Raw genomic sequence first — 18537 nt, 5'->3', positions numbered from 1 at the left:
AGCCTCAGCGGGGCTCAGGAGCCGCAGGTGTCGCGTCTCAGGTCCTCCAAGGTGGCGGCCTTGCCCGGCAGCTCGGAGCGGGCGGGCGCCTCCAGGCCGTCGAGGAACAGCTGCAGGTGGCGGTGGACGAACTGGTCGAAGGCCCCGCAGCCCGAGCCGGGCAGCGGGCGGGTCAGCTGGGAGATCGCCACCATCAGGTCGCCGACGCCCACGTCGGCGCGGAGGCGGCCGGCCTTCTGCGCCCGCTCGACGAGGCCCTGGACGACCCCCTCCAGACGGTCGCGCTCGGCGATCAGGTCGGGGTGGTCCCTGTCGAAGGCGCCGTCGAGCATCGGACAGAGGGCCCCGACGCGCTCGTCGGCGGCGCCGTGGGTGAAGCGGCACAGCGCGGCGAAGGTGTCGCCCTCCTCCTCGGCGGCCCGCTCGGCGACCTCGGTGACGCGGGCCATGAGCGAGAGGACGACCTCGTGGACGAGGTCGGCGCGCTCGGGGAAGTTCCGGTAGAGCGTGGCGTTCCCGACGCCGGCCCGGCGCGCGATCTCGTCGTACGGCACCTGGGCGCCGAACTCGACGAACATCTCGCGGGCCGCCGTCACGATCCGCTCGCGGTTGCGCAGGGCGTCGGCCCGCGGGCGGGGTACTCGGCGGGCGGGCGCGGTACCGGCGGTGCTGCTCACGCCACGGCCTCCTCACGGTCATCGGGGATTCATCCGGGGAAGGACTCCCCACTTCGCTGAACACAGTCATAAACGGGGACCGGCTCCCCGCTTATTTCCCGACGCGAATGTGACCTGTGTCACACTTCGCCGATTCCGCGGAATCCCACGATCGGGCCACCCGACGCGCGCACCCGGACCACGCGCCACAGGCTGATCGCACAGCGCGGACCCCCGGAAGGGGTCGCGGCGCCGACCTGCCCCCACCGGAGAGGCGACGTATGCAGCACCCCCGCCGACGGATACGCAGACCCGTCGCCCTGGCGGCGATCACGACCCTCTCCCTCACCCTGCTCGCCTCGGCGAGCAGCACCCTCCCCGGGCCCGCCCCCGCCTCTGCGGGCCCGGTCGCCGCCGCGCCGAGGGGTGCCCAGCTGGGGCCGTGCCGCATCGCCACCACGATGGGCGTGCAGATGTCGGAGGGGCTGCCCACGGCCCCCGGATACGTGCGCTCCACGGGCCTCGTCAGGGCCCTCAACCTGATGATCGACTTCCCGGACGCCCCCGGGGACGGCACGGCGATGAGCCGCTTCCGCGAGTTCTTCCCGCAGACCGCCGACTGGTTCCGCACCAGCTCGTACGGGCGCCTGCACTACCAGGCCGAGGCGCCGATACCCGACTGGCTGCGGATGCCCCGGCCGTTCTCCTCGTACGGCATCGAGCGCGGCTCACCGTACGAACCGGGCTACCGCGCCCTCGTCGAGGACATCGTGAAGGCCGCCGACCCGAAGGTGGACTTCAGCGCGTACGACCTGGTCAACATCCTCGTCACGCCGAACGCCGGGCCCTCCGCCCTCGACACCGTCCTGTCCGTGACCTTCTCCGGCAACGACGACGCCCCCTACGCCGACGGCGTGCCGCTCGCCAACACGTCCTTCGTCTACAGCCGCCAGGACGACGGCTCCGGCAGCTTCGCCGAGACCGGCTACCGCGTCCTGCCGCACGAGAACGGCCACGTCTTCGGCCTGCCCGACCTCTACACCTCGGACGGCGGAGGCACCGTCGGCCACTGGGACATCATGTCCGAGGACTGGGGCGCCAACAACGACCTCCTCGGCTGGCACAAATGGAAGCTGGGCTGGCTCGACAACGACCAGGTCAGCTGCGCCTCCACCCCCGGCACCGGCGACTACAGCCTCACCCCGCTCGCGGTCCCCGGCGGCCCCAAGCTCGTGTTCGTCCCCCTCTCCGGCACCTCCGGATACGCCGTCGAGGTCCGCAGCAAGGACGGCAACGACGAAGCCGTCTGCGAACAGGGCGTCCTCGTCTACCGCGTGGAGTCCGACGTCGACACCGGCCACGGCCCCGTCACCGTCTCCGACAGCAACCGCGCCAGCGGCGGCTGCACCCGCCGCGCCAACGTCCAGGCAGAGCTCTCGGACGCCCCCTACGGCCCGGGCGAGACGTTCACCGACCGCGACAACGGCATCCGGATCACCGTCCTGGACGAGGACGGGACGGGAACGTACCGCGTACGGATCACCCGCCGCTGACGAGCTCCCTGAGCTGCCGCTTGAGCACCTTCCCGGTCGGATTCCGCGGCAACTCGTCCTCCCGCACGAGAACCCGCGCGGGCACCTTGAAGGCGGCGAGGCGCTCCCCCACGTGCGCCCGAAGCCCCTCGACGTCGAGGTCGGCCCCCTCCCGCAACCGCACGACGGCCACGACCTCCTCCCCGAGCAACGGATGCGGAACCCCGAACACGGCGGCATCGACGACCTCAGGATGCTGGTGGAGGACGGCCTCGACCTCCACGCAGTACACGTTCTCCCCGCCCCGGATCACCATGTCGGTCAACCGGTCGACGACGCTGACCCGCCCGTCGCCGTCGAGGCGAGCGAGGTCCCCGGTCCGGAACCACCCCTCCTCGGTGAAAGCGGCACGGGTCGCGGCCTCATCCCCCCAATACCCCCGGACGAGACACTGCCCCCGCAGCCACAACTCCCCCACCCCGTCCGCGTCGGGCCGCTCGATCCGCACCTCGGTGACGGGCGAGGGCCGCCCGACACTCCCGGGATGAGCCCGGTACTCCGCCCCGACATGGGAAAGGACACCCCCGCAGGTCTCGGTCAGCCCGTACCCGTTCCGGGGCTCGATCCGCTCCCCGTACCCCTCGGCGATCCCTGCGACGATCCCGGGCGGGGCGGCGGCCCCTCCCGTACTGAGCAGGGTGAGGCTGGCGAGCGGATCCCCCTTCCGCCGCGCGAGGTCGAGAAGCTGAAGGGCCGTGGTGGGAACCCCGGCGTAGTGGGTGACGCCATGCTCGTGAATGAGCTCAAGCGCCTTCCCGGCGTCCCACTTCCGCATCATCACCAGCGTCCCGCCGGCCGCCATGACCGCATAGAACGACGTGAACGCGGCGACATGGAAGAACGGAAACGTGGTCAGGGAAACCATCGCGGGCCCCACCCCGGGCACGTCCCCGCGCGCGAGGGCCGCCGCGGCGGCGAAGTACCGCGGGTTCATCGCCGCCCCGACCTGCGCGAGATGCGTGGCGACGGCCCCCTTGGGCCGCCCGGTGGTCCCGGACGTGTAGATGATGGTGGCGTCATGCTCGGGCAGCACATCGACGGCCGGCGGCCCGAGCACCGGATCGTCATCGACGACGAAGTCATCGAACCCGTGCCCCTCGCCCTCCCCCCGAAAGACGACCCCCGGCACCCCGTTCCGCACGGCCCACTCCCGGACCCGCCCCGCCCTCTCCCCGTCCACGAGCAGCACCTTGGGCGAACAGTCGTCAAGCGCGTACGCGAACTCCCCCTCGGTCCACCACGCGTTGAGCGGCACGGCGACGAGCCCCGCAAGCTGCGCGGCCCAGAACGCGACATGCCACTCGGGCAGGTTCCGCATCGCCACCACGGCCCGGTCCCCCGGCCCCAGCCCGTACTCCCCCACAAGCCGCCGCGCCAGCCCACAAGCGGCGTCGAAGAACTCCCGATAGGTCCACCGCGCGTCCTCGGCCACGAGAAACACCCGGTCCCCGTACCCCCAGGTCACCTCGACGAACTCCCTCAGAGTCCGCGGCCCCCCGACATACACCCCGCCCTCGACCTCGAAAAGCCCCCCAGGCGCACCGAGCCGCTCGACCCCACCACCCACCACACCCTCCTCCTCAGCCCCGACGACGCTATGCACACCCCCGAAGCCGGTCAACTACCCCGACCGCCGACCACACCACCCGCTACACTGACAGCGCTCCGCCTTCGCCTTCGTAGCTCAGGGGATAGAGCACCGCTCTCCTAAAGCGGGTGTCGCAGGTTCGAATCCTGCCGGGGGCACAAGCCGAAAGGGCACCTGGTGACATCACCAGGTGCCCTTCGTCGTCCGCGCCCGGCACCGGCGGGCGATCGGGGCTAGCTGACGACGACGTTGTGCGCGGGGATGATCGTGGGCTGGAGGTCGGCGAAGCCGAGGTCGGCGAGGACGGGGCCGAAGGTCTTGGCGTGGGCTTCGAGGGCTTCGGGGCTTTGCCAGATCTCGGTCACGCGGAAGCCGCCTTCGACGGGGCCGGCGGCGTGGGAGAGGAGGCCGGGGTCGGAGACGTCGGCGAAGCGGGTGAAGCCGCGGCCGTCGGTGATGCGGTGGATGACGGTGTCGTAGAGGTCCTGTCCGGCGCCGGGGAGGTCGAAGGTGACGATGATGGCCATGGGGTGCCCCTCTTTCGGTGGGCCGCGTGGGTGTGGCGGCGCCCGTGACCCTAGCTGTCAGTGACCGGGCTGATGCTCGGAGTCACGGAATGCTCACGGCAGGTTCGAATCCGGGGGGTGACGGCGGGGAGGGGGAGGAGTGGGGGCGCGACCCCTCTGCGGTGGGGGGAGTCCGGCCTATTCTGGGCATCGGTTGCCGGGGGAAACGGGGGAATGACGGTGGAATGGTTCTGGTGGGTGCTCATCCTGTTCTGGACCGGGGGCTTCGCGTGGGCGGCGGACAACGTCCGTACGGCGCTGCGGCATCGGCATGAGCGGAAGATGGAGGTGCTGGAGGCGGCGAAGCAGGAGCGGCTCGCGGTCGAGGCGGCGAGCAGGGCGCCCGAGCCGGTGTGCGGGTGTACGCATCATCTGGCGAAGCATGACAAGCAGGGGCGGTGCCATGAGCGGGTCGAGGTGCCGACGGCGTGGGACGAGAACAAGAAGCCGGTGCGGTACGAGGCCGGGGTCTGCAATTGCCAGCAGTACGTGGGGCCGCAGCCTTTGTCGCAGGTGTACGCGGACGAGCTGACGGATCTGGCCTAGCGCCGTAGTTCCTCCGGGCAGGCCGTGCCGCGGGAGAGCTTGTAGGGGGCGGCCAGGCGGTAGACGCCGGCCTTCGGGGCGACGAGTTCGGTCCATTCGTCGCCTTCGGCGTCCGCCTCGGTCTTGAAGAGGCAGCCCTGCTTGTTGGCGAAGACCTTGGGGAGTTCGGTCTCCGAGTCCTCGCGGGCCTGCTTGGAGGCCTCCGTCTCCTGCGGGGGTTCGATCTTGCCGCCGTGCTCGTCGACGAGGGCGAGCCAGGGCGAGTACGGGACGCGGATGAGGACCCGGCCGGGGCGGTCGACGCGGATCACGACCTCGTTCTCCTCCGCGCTCTGCACCTCGGCCGGCGGGTCGGCGAGGGGGGTCGGGTTCTCGACCTCGTACAGCCGCCAGTTCTCGTCGGACCAGACCTGGTTCAGGTACGGCAGTCCCTCGCGGACGAGCTCCGCCTCCTGTTCGGCGCCCGAGTCGGGGGCGCCGGTGGGGAGGACGACGTAGTGGACGGCCCAGCGGTCGAGCCAGTCCTCGTAGTTGGCCGCGTTGAGCGTGTCGTCGTAGAAGAGCGGGTTGCGCTCCATGTCCGCCTGGCGGTTCCAGCCGCGCGCCAGGTTGATGTACGGGCTGAGCGCGGAGGACTCGCGGTGGCTGGACGCCGGCACGACCTCGACCCGCGCCTTGCCCGCGTCCCGCACCTGGAGCTGGTTGACGAGCGGGGCGAGCTCGCGCGCCCAGGAGGCGTCCGGGGCGGTGCGGATGACGTCGTCGACGCCCTTGAAGCCGATCCAGATGTTCAGGCCGGCGAAGGCGAGCAGCAGCGCGTACCAGCGGCGGGAACGCGGCGCCGTGTACGGCAGGGCCGCGAGCAGCACGACGCCCGCGAAGAGCATCGGGAGCCGGGAGATGTTCGAGCCGATCTGGGAGTCGATCAGCCAGGTCAGGAGCGTGCCGACCGAGTAGACGGCCGCGGCCGTGCGGACCGTCCGCCAGTCCTTCGGGACGAGGACGAAGGTCAGGATCCCGAAGAGGAGGGGGAGCGCCGTCGAGCCGAAGGCCATCGGCTGCGTGCCCGAGAAGGGGAAGAGCCAGGAGGAGAGGGCGACCACCGCGACCGGGGCCAGGCCCAGGGCGTACGCGCCCGGGCGGCGCTTGTTCAGGAACAGGGCCGCCGCCGCGATCCCGAGGAACAGGCCCGCGACCGGGCTGCACGCCGTCGCCAGGCCGGCCAGCGGGGCGGCGACCGCCGCCTTCGCCCAGCGTTTGTAGCGCCAGCGGTACGGCCAGCAGAAGACGGCGGCGACCGCGCCGAGCGCGAACATCATGCCGAGGCCGAAGGTCACCCGGCCCGAGAGCGCGTTGCACAGGAACGCGAAGACGGCCGCGATCGAGCAGACCATCGGGTTGCGGACGGCTCGCACCCGCACCAGGATCAGCGCCGTCAGACCGGCCGACAGCGTCCCGGCGACCATCATCGTGCTGCGGACGCCGAGCACCGACATCAGGTACGGCGAGACCACGCTGTACGAGACGGGGTGCATCCCGCCGTACCAGGCCAGGTTGTACGCGGAGTCCGGGTGCCGTCCGACGAACTCGGCCCACGCGTCCTGCGCGGCCAGGTCCCCGCCGCTGTTCGCGAAGAAGAAGAACCACAGGAGGTGGGTGAGGGCGGCGAGCCCGGTGGCCGCCAGGACCGTGTAGCGGCGCTTGCGCCGCGGGGCGGGGGTCCGGACGGAGACGTCGGCGGGCTGTGCCCGGGTGGGCGCCGGGGCGGGCCGCTGGATGGGGAGCACTATTCGCGGGAGCGAAGCGGGGTCGGTATCCGTGGGCGGGTCGCCGTCGGCGTCACGGGTATCGCGGGTATCGCCGACATCGCGGGCGTCACGAGCGTCATGGACATCACGGTAGACGTCGGGGTCGGACTCCGCGCGGTCGGCGCGTGTCGGCTCGGCGGTGGTCACTGCGGCCCTTTCCCGTGCTGCCCGTCTCGCTTCTCGCGTGGGTCACGCGTGCTTCTCGTCCCCGTCCCGGAAACGCTAACAGCCGGGTGCCCCGGAGAACCGGGGCTCCCGGCCGTCAGCGGCCGGCCTCTCGGCCCGTGCCGTCAGCCCACTCGGGTGATCTTCTTGTCGAAGCCGGGCTCCACCAGGTCCGTCTGGAGGGCGACCGGGGAACTGACCTTGCCGGAGCCCGTACCGATCGACACCTGGCCGACGACGTCGCCCGCCTTGCCCGTGTGCGGGACGGCCTTGCCGCCGTCCGTGAGCTCCAGGGTCACCTGGAGGCCCGGCCAGCCCACCGCCTTGAGCTCCTTGGTGGCCACGACCGGGGTCCGGCCGCCGAGCCCGTCGTCGACGTAGCCCAGGACCTGCCCCTTCTTGACCACGGCGGCCGAGGTGACGTCCTTCTGGGCCTGCTGGATCAGCTTGAGGCTGTTGTCGATGGCGAGCTGGAGCTTGTCGTTGAGGATCTTGGCGTCCTTCGCCCCCATGACGATGCCGAGGATCCGGCGGTTCTGGCCGTCGACGACGGTGTTCGCCGACCAGAGCAGGTTGCCGCCGGCCGGGGTGGAGGAGCCGGTCTTGATGCCGTTCACACCCGGCTGGAGCAGGATGTTGTTGTTGTTCTCGATGCGGCCGGGGATGCCGTCGACCGTCACGTTCGGCATGTTCACGACCTCGCGGAACACGTCGTACTGCATGACCGCCTTCGCCAGCTTCAGCTGGTCCTGCGGGGTCGACATGGTGGTGTCGAGGAGACCGGACGGGTCCGTGTACGTGGTCTGGGTCATGCCCAGGTCCTTCGCGGCGGCGTTCATCTTCTCGACGAACGCGGCCTCCGAACCGGCGTCCCAGCGCGCGAGCAGCCGGGCCACGTTGTTCGCGGAGGGGATCATCAGGAGCTCCAGGAGCTCCTTCTCCGTGTACGTCTGGCCCTCCTGGACCGGCGCCGTCGACTCGGACGTCTCCTTGCCCTGATCGGCGGCCTTCTTGTCGATCGTGATCTCCGGACCCTGCTGCTTCCCCTTGATCGGGTGGTCGCGGAGGATCACGTACGCCGTCATCGTCTTCGTCACGGACGCGATCGGGGCCGGCTTCTGCGCCCCGTACGTGCCCATGGAGCCGACGCCCTCGACCTCGACGGCGCCCTGTCCCTCGCCGGGCCACGGCATCTTCAGCTCGCCGCCCTCGAACGTGAACGTCGGCTCGGCCGACAGCTTCAGCGCGGGCGCGGGCAGCGGGCGGACCATCTGAACGATCGCAAAGACGATCAGGAGCAGCAGGACCAGCGGGGTCCAGATCCGCACCCGGCGCATGGTCGTCCGCATCGCGGTCGGCGGCGGGGGCGGCGTGTTCGTCAGCTCCGCGAGCAGGTCGAGCGGAGGCAGCGGCGGCAGCGGCTGCTGCCGGGTCCGCTCCGGCTCCGCGAGCCCGGCCGGCGAGGGTACGGGGGCGGCGGCGGGGGCGGGCGTCTCCTTGGAGGCGGGCGCCTTGGGCGCGACCGCCGCCTTGGACGCCCCGCTCTTGGGCGCCGCCTCCTGCGCCGCCTTCTCGGCCTTCTGCTCGGCGGGGATGTCCGGGCGCAGGGCGCGGAAGACGCTGGTGCGCTCGCTGTCGGAGTCCGCGGTCAGGTCGGCCGGGAGCTTGAGGGCGGTCGTCGGCTGGTCGACGACCGGCGGCCGGACCATCTTGAACATGGCCGTCGGCTGGTCGACGGGCTCGTCCACCGAGTCCGCCGAGTCCGATGCATCCGACGAGTCCGATGCATCCGACGCGTCCGACGTGTCCGGCGTGTCGGATTCCTTCGGTTCCTCCGAGGAGTCCTCGGGCTCGGCGGGCGTCTCGGGCTCCGCCGGCTTCTTGTCGGCGGCGGGCTTCCGCGCGGCGAACCAGGAGTCGGAGGGCGCCTTGTCCTCGACGGGCGCCTTGTCCTCGCCCGGCGCGGCGTCTTCGGCGTCCGTGGCGCCCGCAGCGTCCTCGACGGGCTCCTCGTCCGTCTCGTCGTCGGACTCCGCGTCCTCGGGCTCGTCCTCGGGCTCGTCGCCCTGCTCGTCGTCCTGCGGCTCGTCCTCGGAGTCGTCGGCCTCGGTCTCGTCGGCCTCGGTCTCGTCCTCCGGCTCCGGCTCCGGCTCCGGCTCCCCGTCGGTCTCCGGGCCCTTCGGCTCGTCGTCCTCCGGCGTGCGCGGGGCCAGGGTCTTGAACACGGCCGTCGCCTGGTCGACCTGGACCGCCGAAGACGCCGCCGGAGACGCCGAGGACGCCGAGGACTCTGACTCACGGAGCACGGAAAGCCGAGGATCCCGGCCGCCGCCCGAGGCCGCCGTCTCCTGAGACGACCTCTGCTGCTCCGCCTTGTCGGGGGACTCGCCCGCCACCGTGCCTCCTCCATGCGTCATACGTACGTCCGAACCGTCTACCAGTGTCCTGTGTGAACCCCTTGGCTCCCGTGCTAGACGAGAACGACATACCTACTGGTTCCCGGATGAACCACCCAGGCACTCTCGACAGATGAATGTGAGAGGGGTCACCCTGTCATTCATCCACGCGGGGAGGCATGGATGGGCAGGAGCCGCAGAACTATTCCGGAAGAGCTTCTGCTGCTCGCTCTGGACCCGACCACGGGTACCACAGCGCAGCCGCAGTCGCTCGACCTCGGTCTGGCCGGAGCACAGCTAGTGGAGCTGGCTCTGGCAGGCCGGATAGCCCCTGACGGGGATCGTATCGCCGTGGTGATGCCACGGCCGACCGGAGATCCGACCTTGGACTCCGCACTGGAGCTGCTGCGCAGGCGCGGCAGCCCGGTTCGGGCCGTCCACTGGATCGGCGGACCCCGACTGGGGCTCCGTCAGACGTATCTCTCGCATCTGGAGCGATGCGGCATGGTGCATGCCGTGGAGGGCCAGATGTGCGGGGTGTTGCCGACGACTCGCTACCAGGCGACGGACACGGCGATCAGTCGGGAGATCCGTTCCCGGCTGGACAGTGCGATCCGCACCGGCGTACCGCCGGACCCGCGGACCGCGGCGCTTGCCGCGCTGGCCCACGCGGTCGGGCTCGGGAAGCACCTCTACCCCGGCAACGAAGGACGGTCGTCGCGGTCCCGGCTGCGCGACCTGATCCGGCACGACCCCATGGGCGGACTCGTGGCGCACGCCGTGATGGACGTCCAGAACGGTGCGGCGGCCGCACCGCGGCGGAGCGCCGCGGGCGTCCCGGCGCAGCCTCGCGGCAGCATGGCCCGCGCGGCCGCGCACTGACGCGCGCGACACGAAGCACTCCGGCACCAAGAACCATCTCGGGAGCCGCACATGTGCGGGGCGGTCTGGACGGCCGCCCCGCACATGTGCGTTGTCCGGTTTTCCCAGCGCGCACCCGGCCATTGGTGGCAGTCTGCCAAGCGGTAGATACTCACAGCTACGCAGCAGACAGCCGGAGGTGCAGTTTCCGTGGCGTCCAACGTCAACCCCACCGTCAGGCGACGCCGATTGGGCCAGGAGCTGCGCAAGCTCCGCGAGGCGAAGAACATGACGGCCGAGCAGGTCGCCGAGCGTCTCCTCGTCTCCCAGTCCAAGATCAGCCGGCTGGAGAACGGCCGTCGCTCCATCAGCCAGCGTGACGTGCGGGACCTGTGCGGGGTGTACGAGGTCGAGGACGAGCGCATGGTCGACTCCCTCATGCAGATGGCCAAGGACTCGCGCCAGCAGGGCTGGTGGCACGCCTTCGGCGACATCCCGTACAGCGTGTACATCGGCCTGGAGACCGACGCGGAGAGCCTGCGCATGTACGAGTCCCAGATCATCCCCGGGCTGCTCCAGACCCCCGCGTACGCGGAGGCCGTGATCTCCGGGGCGATGCCGGAGTCGTCGGCCGCGGACATCGAGAAGCGGGTCACGGTGCGGACCCGTCGCCAGGACCGGATCCGGGACGAGGAGCGTCCGCTGCGCCTGTGGGCGGTCATCGACGAGGGCGCGTTGCACCGGATCGTCGGCGGCCGGCAGGTGATGGTCGAGCAGCTGGAGCACCTGATGGAGCAGTCGCACCTGCCGCACGTGACCGTGCAGGTGATCCCGTTCGAGATGGGCGCGCATCCGGGGATCAGCGGGCAGTACTCGATCCTGGAGTTCCCGGACACCTCGGACTCCAGCGTCGTCTACATCGAGGGCGTGACGAGCGATCTGTACCTGGAGAAGGCGCAGGACGTCAGCAAGTACTCCGTCATGTACGAGCACCTCAGGGCGCAGGCGCTGAACGTCGAGCAGACGCGGGAGTTCATCTCGAAGATGGCGAAGAAGCACGCCCAGGGATGATCACCCGCGGCGGGGCGGGCACCGTACACGTGGCGGCCGCCTCCACGGAAGCGCATCCGGAATATGCCACTCGGACGTGTGAACGCCGGTCCCGCCCGACGGGACCGGCGAGTAGCGTCGATCACGCCAGCGAGAACGTTGGCGCGACACCCTACTCGGAAGAAACCGGAGTGAGCGGCATGGCGATTATTCAGGGCGGTACGGACACGTGGACGAAGTCCTCGTACTCGGGCGGGAACGGGGCCTGCGTCGAGGTGAAGTCCCCCGTCGTGGCCGCGATCGCGGTGCGTGACTCGAAGGCTCCCGAGGGCCCGTCCCTCTCTTTCGGTCCGGGATCGTGGAACACGTTCGTCGGCGAGGTGAGCAACGGGGCCCTCTGAGCCCCGGTGCGCGCACGTCGTCACCAGCAGTACGTATGAGCCCTCTCGTCCGGTCCGCCGTCCTGGCCGAGGGGGCTCGGCCTTTTCCCCGACGCGCAGGGGGAGTTCAGCGCAGCTCGTCCACGTAGCGGTCCGTCCCCGGCACGGTCGGGACGAACGGCGCCACCAGCTCCACCCTCCCCGCTCCCCCGCCGAGGGTCTCCAGGTCCGCGAAGTGCTCCGTCCAGCACGTGCGGGGGTCCTCCTCCAGGAACCACAGCAGGGTCAGCCGGGTGTCGACGCCCTCGACCTGCTTCACGTACGTCATGCGGTCGCCGGGGAGCGGGGTCGGCCGGAAGGCCGTCACCATCGCCGCCGGTGAGCCGGCGAGGCGGCGGGGCAGCTCGCGGGTGCGGAGGCGGTCGAGGAGGTCCGCCCGGGCCTCCGGGCCCTCCGCGTCGATCACCTGGAGGATCAGGCCCGCGTAGGGGTGGTCCAGGGCGTGGAAGTCGCGCGGGCCGGCGGCCCCGTCGCGGTAGACGGTCGCCTCGTGGTCCTGGAACGAGGTGAAGACGTGGGTGCGGTCGTGGTGGACCCGCGCGTCCTGGTTGAGGCGCTTGTTGATGCCGACGGTCCACTTCATGTGGTCGTCGTAGCGGCCCTCGGTGATCCAGTACGTGGAGAGGTAGCAGCCGGCGGTGACCGGCCGGGCGACGGCGGACTTCTCGGGGACGCGGAGCTCCTGGAGCCCGCGGGTGGCGACCCAGCGGCGGCCGGCGTACATCCAGGGCATGGCCATGGCGCCCGCGTAGTAGTGGTCGTCCTCGTACCAGCGGTTGTACGCGTACTCGTGGCCCGGATGCGGCTCCACCATGGTGATCAGCGCGTGGCCGGGACGCACGCCGTACGGCCCGACGGCGGCCAGCTCCGCGTACGTCTCGCTGCGGGTCTCCTCGCTCACTTCCGTACCCCTTCCCATGTCGTCGGCACGGTCCTACTCTGACGGACCGTCAGATGCTTGGCCAGGGTCGAGGAGGGTCCGGATGCTGCTCCAGGGGAAGACGGTCGTCGTGTCGGGGGTCGGCGCCGGGCTCGGGCACCGGATCGCGGAGACGGTCGTGCGGGACGGGGGCAACGCGGTGCTCGGGGCCCGGACCGGGGCCAACCTCGCGAAGTCGGCGGCGGAGATCGACCCGGAGGGACGCCGGACCGCGTACCGGGTCACGGACATCACCGACGAGGAGCAGTGCGAGGCCCTCGCCGCGCTCGCCGTCGAGCGGTTCGGCGGGATCGACGCGGTCGTCCACGTCGCCGCCTGGGACTCCTACTTCGGGGGCCTGGAGGACGCGGACTTCGCGACCTGGCAGGGGGTGCTCGACGTCAATCTGCTCGGGACGCTGCGGATGACCCGGGCCTGTCTGCCGGCGCTCAAGGAGCGGGGCGGTTCCGTCGTCCTGATCGGGACGCAGTCGGCGGTCGCCGCGCCCTCGCAGGTGCGGCAGGCGGCGTACGCGGCTTCGAAGGGGGCGCTGACCTCGGCGATGTACTCGCTCGCGCACGAGCTGGGGCCGCACCGGATCCGGGTCAACACCGTGCTGCCCGGCTGGATGTGGGGGCCGCCGGTCCAGGCGTACGTCCAGTTCGCCGCGCACACCGAGGGGGTGCCGGAGGCCGAGGTGCTCGCCCGGCTCACCGAGCGGATGGCGCTGCCGGAGCTCGCGACGGACGGGGACGTCGCGGAGGCGGCGGCCTTCCTCGCCTCGGACCGGGCGCGGGCGATCACGGGGCAGTCGCTGCTGGTCAACGCCGGGGAGCTGATGCGCTGAGCGCCGGGGCCCGTCCGGCGGGTCAGGGCCGGGCCCACGGCACCCGGGCACATGGGGCCTCCCCAGGCCCGCAGGGCCTAGGGGAAGCCTCGCCGCGGCCCGTCCGGCCCTGATCCGCTGAGCACCAGGGCCCGTCCGGCCCTGATGCGCCGGACGGGCCCTAGCCCCTCGGGTAGCGGGCCAGCCAGCCCGGCGAGGCGTCCGTGGGGTTGTGCAGGGCCGCGCCCTGGGTCATCTCCATCGCGAAGTCGTCCGCGAGCTCCAGGACCGTCGCGCGGCCCTCCAGCTCGGCCAGCCAGGCCGGCGGGAGGGCCGTCTCGCCGTGCAGGGCGCCGAGCAGCGCGCCGGTGAGCGCGCCCGTCACCGCCGAGGGACCGTCGTGGTTCACCGCGAGGCGCAGCCCGTGCCGTACGTCCTCGCCGACCAGGGCGCAGTAGACGGCCGCCGCCAGCTGCCCCTCGGCCCGGTCCTCGCCCGCCCCGAGGGCCGTCACCCGGTCCGCGTCCGGCACCCCCTCCCGTACGGCTCCGAGGGCCCGGCCGAGCGCCTCGGTGACGGGCTCGTGGCCGGGGCGCACCGCGAGCTGCTCCAGGGCGCGGGCCACCGCCGCCTCGACGGAGCCGCCGCGCGCGAGGCCGTGGACGGTGACCGCGAGGGCGCCCGCGGCGAGGCCGGCGGCCGGGGCGCCGTGCGTCTGCGCGGCGCACTCCACGGCGAGCTGGCAGACGAGCTGCGGCTCCCAGCCGACGAGCAGTCCGAAGGGGGCCGAGCGGGCGAGGGCACCGGAGTCGGCGGCGTCCGGGTTCTTGGGCTTGTCGAGGGTGCCGAGGCGGTCGTCGCCGAGGCCGGTGAGGCAGGCGCGGGGCGGGTTGCGGCGGGCGTAGAGCCACTCCTCGCGGGCGAGCCAGCCGTTGTCCTCGCGGCGCTCGTCGGGGCCCCAGTCGCTCTGGGTGGCGGCCCAGCGCCGATGGGCCCGGTGGACGTCGGTCGGCGGGTGCCAGGCGCCGGTGTCGCGGCGGACCTGGGCGCGGATGAGGCCGTCGACGGTGAAGAGGGACATCTGGGTCGCGGCGGTGACGGCGCCGCGGCGGCCGAACGCGGGGACGGGGTCGGTGAGTCCGTCAGGTCCGTGGGCCGCGCGGAGCTCCGCGAGCGTGCTTCCGTCCGCTCCCGCGCCCAGGGCGTCGCCGAGGGCCCCGCCGAGCAGACAGCCCCGCACACGGGCCCGGAAGTCCTGTTGTTCGGCACGGCCCCACACGGCCGCGGCTGTCGTGGCCACGTCGTGCCCTCCCCCCGTAGACCGGTCTGCTCAGCACTGTAATAGACCGGGTATGGCGGTTCGGGGCGCAGAACGTTATGTGATCGGACGCCCGTCAGTCCACTTTTGACCACAGTTCATCCGAGGTTCGGCAACGACTTGAACGATCCGCGTCATGAACCCCGTGACACGAGTCAAGACCGTCTCCACCGCGGCCCTCGCCGCGGCCCTGCTCCTCGGCCTCACCGCCCCCGCCGCCTCCGCGCACCAGCACACCGGGCAGCGGATCCCCTTCACCGCCGCGACCGTCACGGAGAACGCCGGCGGCACGTACACCGTCACGTGGTCCGCCCCCGGCACCGACGGCGTCACGATCCGCACCGAGGGCCGCACCGTCGCGCGCGGCGGCGCCACCGGTTCGGTCACCGTCTCCGGCCTCGCCGCCGCCGACCGGCGCTGGTTCGACCTCGTCCCCGACCGGGGCGCCCCGCTGCACCTCGCCGACCGGCTGATACGGCTCCAGGGCACCGTCAACTTCCGCGACGCGGGCGGCTACCGCACCCGCGACGGCCACTGGGTGAAGATGGGCGAGGTCTACCGCTCCGACGCGCTCGACAGGCTCACCGACGCCGACCTCGCCAAGCTGGCCCGCCTCGGCGTCCGGACCGTCTTCGACCTGCGCATGGAGTCGGAGCGGGCCAGCGCCCCCGACCGCGTCCCGGCCGGCGCCGCGCACGTCGTCGCCGACGTCCTCGCCGGCTCCGGCACCTTCACCACGATGCCGAAGAGCCCCGCCGAGGCCGAGGCGATGATGGTCGAGGGGAACCGCTTCATGGTGAGCGGCGCCACCGCCCGCACCGCGTACACCGCCGTCCTCGGCGGGATCGCCGAGGACGGCCGGCGCGGGGTCCTCTTCCACTGCACCGCGGGCAAGGACCGCACCGGCTGGGCGGACGCGGCCCTCCTGACCGCCCTCGGGGTCCCCGAGGAGACGGTCATGGCCGACTACCTGGCCAGCAACACCTACCGGGCGGCGACCGACGAGGCCGTCCTCTCCCGGCTCCCCGCCCAGCAGGCCGCCGTCTACAAGCCGCTGCTCGACGTCCGCCCCGCGTACCTCAACGCGAGCTTCGACGAGGTGGAGGAGGAGTACGGCTCCTTCCGCGGCTATCTGCGGAAGGGCCTCGGCATCGACGCCCAGGAGCTGAAGGAGCTGAAGAGGGACCTGCTGGTCGGCTGACCCCTACTCGCTCGGCAGGACCGGCAGCAGCTCCGGGAGGTGGCCGTCCGAGGCCGCCGCCGTGCGCCGCCGCTCCTCCGGGACCTCGCCGTACAGGGTCGTCCGGGGCTTCGCCGGGCGGCCCGCGGCCTCCGCGATCGCCTCCAGGTCGCGGATCGAGCGGTACGAGCCGTAACTCGACCCGGCCATGCGGGAGATGGTCTCCTCCATCAGCGTGCCCCCCAGGTCGTTGGCACCCGAGCGGAGCATCTCGGCGGCGCCCTCCGTGCCCAGCTTCACCCAGCTGGTCTGGATGTTCGGGATGTGCGGGTGGAGGAGGAGCCGGGCCATCGCGATGACCGCGCGGTTGTCGCGGGTGGTCGGGCCGGGGCGGGCGATGCCCGCGAGGTAGACGGGCGCGTTCGTGTGGACGAAGGGGAGCGTCACGAACTCGGTGAAGCCGCCCGTCTCCTGCTGGATGCGGGAGAGGGTGCGGAAGTGGCCGAGCCAGTGCCGGGGCTGGTCCACATGCCCGTACATCATCGTGGAGGAGGACCGGATGCCCAGTTCGTGGGCCGTCCTGATGACCTCGATCCACGTCGCCGTGGGCAGCTTGCCCTTCGTCAGCACCCAGCGGACCTCGTCGTCGAGGATCTCGGCGGCCGTGCCGGGGATCGAGTCGAGGCCCGCCTCCTTCGCCGCCGTCAGCCACTCGCGGATCGAAAGGCCCGTGCGGGAGGCGCCGTTGACGACCTCCATCGGGGAGAAGGCGTGGACGTGCATGCCGGGGACCCGTTCCTTCACCGCCCGCGCGATGTCGAAGTAGGCGGTGCCGGGCAGGTCGGGGTGGATGCCGCCCTGCATGCAGACCTCGACGGCGCCGACCTCCCAGGCCTGCTGGGCGCGGTCGGCGACCTGGTCCAGGGAGAGGGTGTACGCGTCGGCGTCGGTGCGGCGCTGCGCGAAGGCGCAGAAACGGCAGCCGGTGTAGCAGACATTGGTGAAGTTGATGTTCCGCGTGACGATGTACGTGACGTCGTCGCCGACGGCGGACTCGCGGACGTCGTCCGCGATCCGGGTGAGGGCGTCGAGCGCCGGGCCGTCGGCGTGCAGCAGGGCCAGCGCCTGGGCGTCGGTGAGCTTCGTCGGGTCGTCGGCGGCGACGGAGAGCGCCTCGCGGACGTCGGCGTCGACCCGCTCGGGCACCATGCCGGGCGCGGCGGCCTCGCGGAGCGACTCCCAGTCCCCGTACACCTCGTCGAAGTCCTCGCGCCGGTCGTGGGTGCGGCCGGTGGTGTCGATGGTGGCGTGCAGGTCGGTGCGGCCGGCCGCGGTGAAGGCCTCGTCGGGCTCCTGCCAGGGCAGGCCGCGCACGGGCGCGTCGGGGTTCGCGAGGCCGGTCTCGGGGTCGGCGAGGGCGCGGACGTGCGGGAGGAGCCGGGGGTCGAGCCAGGGTTCGCCCCGGGTGACGAACTCGGGATAGACGCAGAGCCGTTCGCGCAGCTCGAAGCCGGCGGCGCGGGACCTCTCCGCGAGCTCCTCGATCTGCGGCCAGGGCCGCTCGGGGTTGACGTGGTCGATGGTGAGCGGGGAGACCCCGCCCCAGTCGTCGATGCCGGCGGCGATCAGCCGCTCGTACTCCGCGTCGACCAGGTTCGGCGGGGCCTGGAGGCAGGCGGAGGGGCCCATGATGAGCCGGGCGACGGCGACGGTGGCGACGAGGTCGTCGAGCTCGGCGTCCGGCATCCCGCGCATGGCCGTGTCCGGCTTGGCGCGGAAGTTCTGGATGATCAGCTCCTGGACGGAGTGGTACGCGCGCGCCACCCGCCGCAGCGCGAAGAGGGACTCGGCGCGCTCCTCCAGGGTCTCCCCGATGCCGAGCAGCAGACCGCTCGTGAACGGCACCGAGGACCGCCCGGCGTCCTCCAGGACCCTGAGCCGCACGGCCGGTTCCTTGTCGGGGGACCCGTAGTGGGGGCCGCCGGGCTCGGACCACAGCCGGGTCGCGGTCGTCTCCAGCATCATGCCCATGGAGGGCGCGACGGGCTTGAGGCGCTGGAAGTCCGTCCAGGACAGCACGCCGGGGTTGAGGTGCGGGAGGAGCCCCGTCTCCTCCAGGATGCGGATCGCCATGGCCCGTACGTACGCGATCGTGTCGTCGTAACCGTGCGCGTCGAGCCACTCGCGGGCCTCCGGCCAGCGGTCCTCGGGCTTGTCGCCGAGCGTGATCAGGGCTTCCTTGCAGCCCAGTTCGGCGCCGCGGCGGGCGACGTCGAGGACCTCGTCCGGCGACATGAACATCCCGTGCCCGTCCCGGCGCAGCTTGCCGGGGACGGTGACGAACGTGCAGTAGTGGCACTTGTCCCGGCACAGCCGGGTGAGCGGTATGAACACGCTCTTCGAGTACGTGACGACCCCCGGCCGTCCGGCCGCCTCCAACCCGGCGTCCCGCACCCGCCCCGCGGACGCCACCAGGTCCGCCAGATCCTCCCCCCGCGCCCGCAACAGCACGGCGGCCTCGGCGACATCGAGCGCGACCCCGTCCCTGGCCCGCCGGAGGGCGCGGCGCATGGCGTTCTCGGTGGGGCGTCCTGCCTGGTGATCCGTCATGGACCGAGCATACGAG

At 72.0% G+C, this 18537-nt stretch carries 15 protein-coding genes and 1 tRNA gene; 8 read left to right on the top strand and 8 right to left on the bottom strand.

Annotation, left to right across the window (positions count from 1 at the left end; all coding sequences use genetic code 11):
• Positions 1-14 precede the first annotated feature (14 nt).
• The gene (locus ACFYUS_RS23930; protein ID WP_388855535.1) at positions 15-677 is read right to left on the bottom strand and encodes a TetR/AcrR family transcriptional regulator; all 663 of its coding nucleotides are present in this window, start codon (positions 675-677) and stop codon (positions 15-17) included.
• Positions 678-937: 260 nt separating this feature from the next.
• Between ACFYUS_RS23930 and ACFYUS_RS23925 the strand changes: the two genes are divergently transcribed.
• On the top strand, positions 938-2209 hold the full coding sequence (locus tag ACFYUS_RS23925; RefSeq protein ID WP_388855532.1) for a M6 family metalloprotease domain-containing protein: 1272 nt from the start codon (positions 938-940) through the stop codon (positions 2207-2209).
• Here the strand turns inward: ACFYUS_RS23925 and ACFYUS_RS23920 are convergent.
• Positions 2196-3818, bottom strand: coding sequence for a class I adenylate-forming enzyme family protein (locus ACFYUS_RS23920; RefSeq protein WP_388855865.1), 1623 nt, complete (start codon positions 3816-3818; stop codon positions 2196-2198). The two genes, ACFYUS_RS23925 and ACFYUS_RS23920, sit on opposite strands and share 14 nt — an antisense overlap.
• 103 nt (positions 3819-3921) lie before the next feature.
• On the opposite strand from ACFYUS_RS23920, the gene ACFYUS_RS23915 reads away from it, so the two are divergent.
• Positions 3922-3994, top strand: a tRNA-Arg gene (locus ACFYUS_RS23915).
• Positions 3995-4069: 75 nt separating this feature from the next.
• On the opposite strand, the gene ACFYUS_RS23910 is transcribed toward ACFYUS_RS23915, so the two are convergent.
• Positions 4070-4363 carry a hypothetical protein gene (locus ACFYUS_RS23910; RefSeq protein ID WP_388855529.1) on the bottom strand — a complete coding sequence of 98 codons (294 nt, stop codon included), beginning with the start codon at positions 4361-4363 and terminating at the stop codon, positions 4070-4072.
• A gap of 219 nt (positions 4364-4582) precedes the next feature.
• On the opposite strand from ACFYUS_RS23910, the gene ACFYUS_RS23905 reads away from it, so the two are divergent.
• Entirely contained in the window at positions 4583-4948 is a 366-nt protein-coding gene (locus tag ACFYUS_RS23905) for a hypothetical protein (protein ID WP_388855862.1), read from the top strand.
• Here the strand turns inward: ACFYUS_RS23905 and ACFYUS_RS23900 are convergent.
• Positions 4945-6633 (bottom strand): MFS transporter, encoded by a 1689-nt coding sequence (locus tag ACFYUS_RS23900; protein ID WP_388855859.1) that lies wholly within the window; start codon positions 6631-6633, stop codon positions 4945-4947. The genes ACFYUS_RS23905 and ACFYUS_RS23900 overlap by 4 nt on opposite strands.
• Before the next feature lie 413 nt (positions 6634-7046).
• Positions 7047-9317: a serine hydrolase gene (locus ACFYUS_RS23895; protein ID WP_388855526.1), complete on the bottom strand. Its 2271-nt coding sequence runs from the start codon at positions 9315-9317 to the stop codon at positions 7047-7049.
• A gap of 183 nt (positions 9318-9500) precedes the next feature.
• Between ACFYUS_RS23895 and ACFYUS_RS23890 the strand changes: the two genes are divergently transcribed.
• The 3 genes from ACFYUS_RS23890 to ACFYUS_RS23880 all read left to right on the top strand — a co-directional run bounded on the left by ACFYUS_RS23890 (position 9501) and on the right by ACFYUS_RS23880 (position 11629).
• Positions 9501-10199: a GPP34 family phosphoprotein gene (locus ACFYUS_RS23890; RefSeq protein WP_388855523.1), complete on the top strand. Its 699-nt coding sequence runs from the start codon at positions 9501-9503 to the stop codon at positions 10197-10199.
• A 189-nt stretch (positions 10200-10388) separates the two neighbouring features.
• Positions 10389-11249, top strand: coding sequence for a helix-turn-helix domain-containing protein (locus tag ACFYUS_RS23885; RefSeq protein WP_388855520.1), 861 nt, complete (start codon positions 10389-10391; stop codon positions 11247-11249).
• Between the two features lie 179 nt (positions 11250-11428).
• Positions 11429-11629: a DUF397 domain-containing protein gene (locus ACFYUS_RS23880; RefSeq protein ID WP_388855517.1), complete on the top strand. Its 201-nt coding sequence runs from the start codon at positions 11429-11431 to the stop codon at positions 11627-11629.
• A 106-nt stretch (positions 11630-11735) separates the two neighbouring features.
• Here ACFYUS_RS23880 and ACFYUS_RS23875 read toward each other — a convergent pair whose 3' ends face one another.
• Positions 11736-12569, bottom strand: a complete 834-nt coding sequence (locus ACFYUS_RS23875; RefSeq protein WP_388855515.1) for a hypothetical protein — start codon at positions 12567-12569, stop codon at positions 11736-11738.
• 82 nt (positions 12570-12651) lie between these two features.
• Here ACFYUS_RS23875 and ACFYUS_RS23870 point away from each other — a divergent pair, with 82 nt between their 5' ends.
• The gene (locus tag ACFYUS_RS23870) at positions 12652-13434 is read left to right on the top strand and encodes an SDR family oxidoreductase (RefSeq protein ID WP_388855512.1); all 783 of its coding nucleotides are present in this window, start codon (positions 12652-12654) and stop codon (positions 13432-13434) included.
• 160 nt (positions 13435-13594) lie between these two features.
• Here ACFYUS_RS23870 and ACFYUS_RS23865 read toward each other — a convergent pair whose 3' ends face one another.
• Positions 13595-14713 (bottom strand): ADP-ribosylglycohydrolase family protein, encoded by a 1119-nt coding sequence (locus ACFYUS_RS23865; protein ID WP_388855509.1) that lies wholly within the window; start codon positions 14711-14713, stop codon positions 13595-13597.
• 154 nt (positions 14714-14867) lie between these two features.
• Between ACFYUS_RS23865 and ACFYUS_RS23860 the strand changes: the two genes are divergently transcribed.
• A complete protein-coding gene (locus ACFYUS_RS23860; RefSeq protein ID WP_388855506.1) occupies positions 14868-15932 on the top strand; it encodes a tyrosine-protein phosphatase in 1065 nt (354 codons plus the stop codon).
• Between the two features lie 3 nt (positions 15933-15935).
• Here ACFYUS_RS23860 and ACFYUS_RS23855 read toward each other — a convergent pair whose 3' ends face one another.
• Positions 15936-18521 carry a bifunctional FO biosynthesis protein CofGH gene (locus ACFYUS_RS23855; protein WP_388855504.1) on the bottom strand — a complete coding sequence of 862 codons (2586 nt, stop codon included), beginning with the start codon at positions 18519-18521 and terminating at the stop codon, positions 15936-15938.
• Positions 18522-18537: the final 16 nt, after the last annotated feature.

It is taken from the genome of Streptomyces sp. NPDC004284, from assembly GCF_042874035.1.
Taxonomy (GTDB): Bacteria; Actinomycetota; Actinomycetes; order Streptomycetales; family Streptomycetaceae; genus Streptomyces.
Note: the sequence above shows the minus strand (reverse complement) of the source record. Positions and strands in the feature narration are given on the sequence as shown.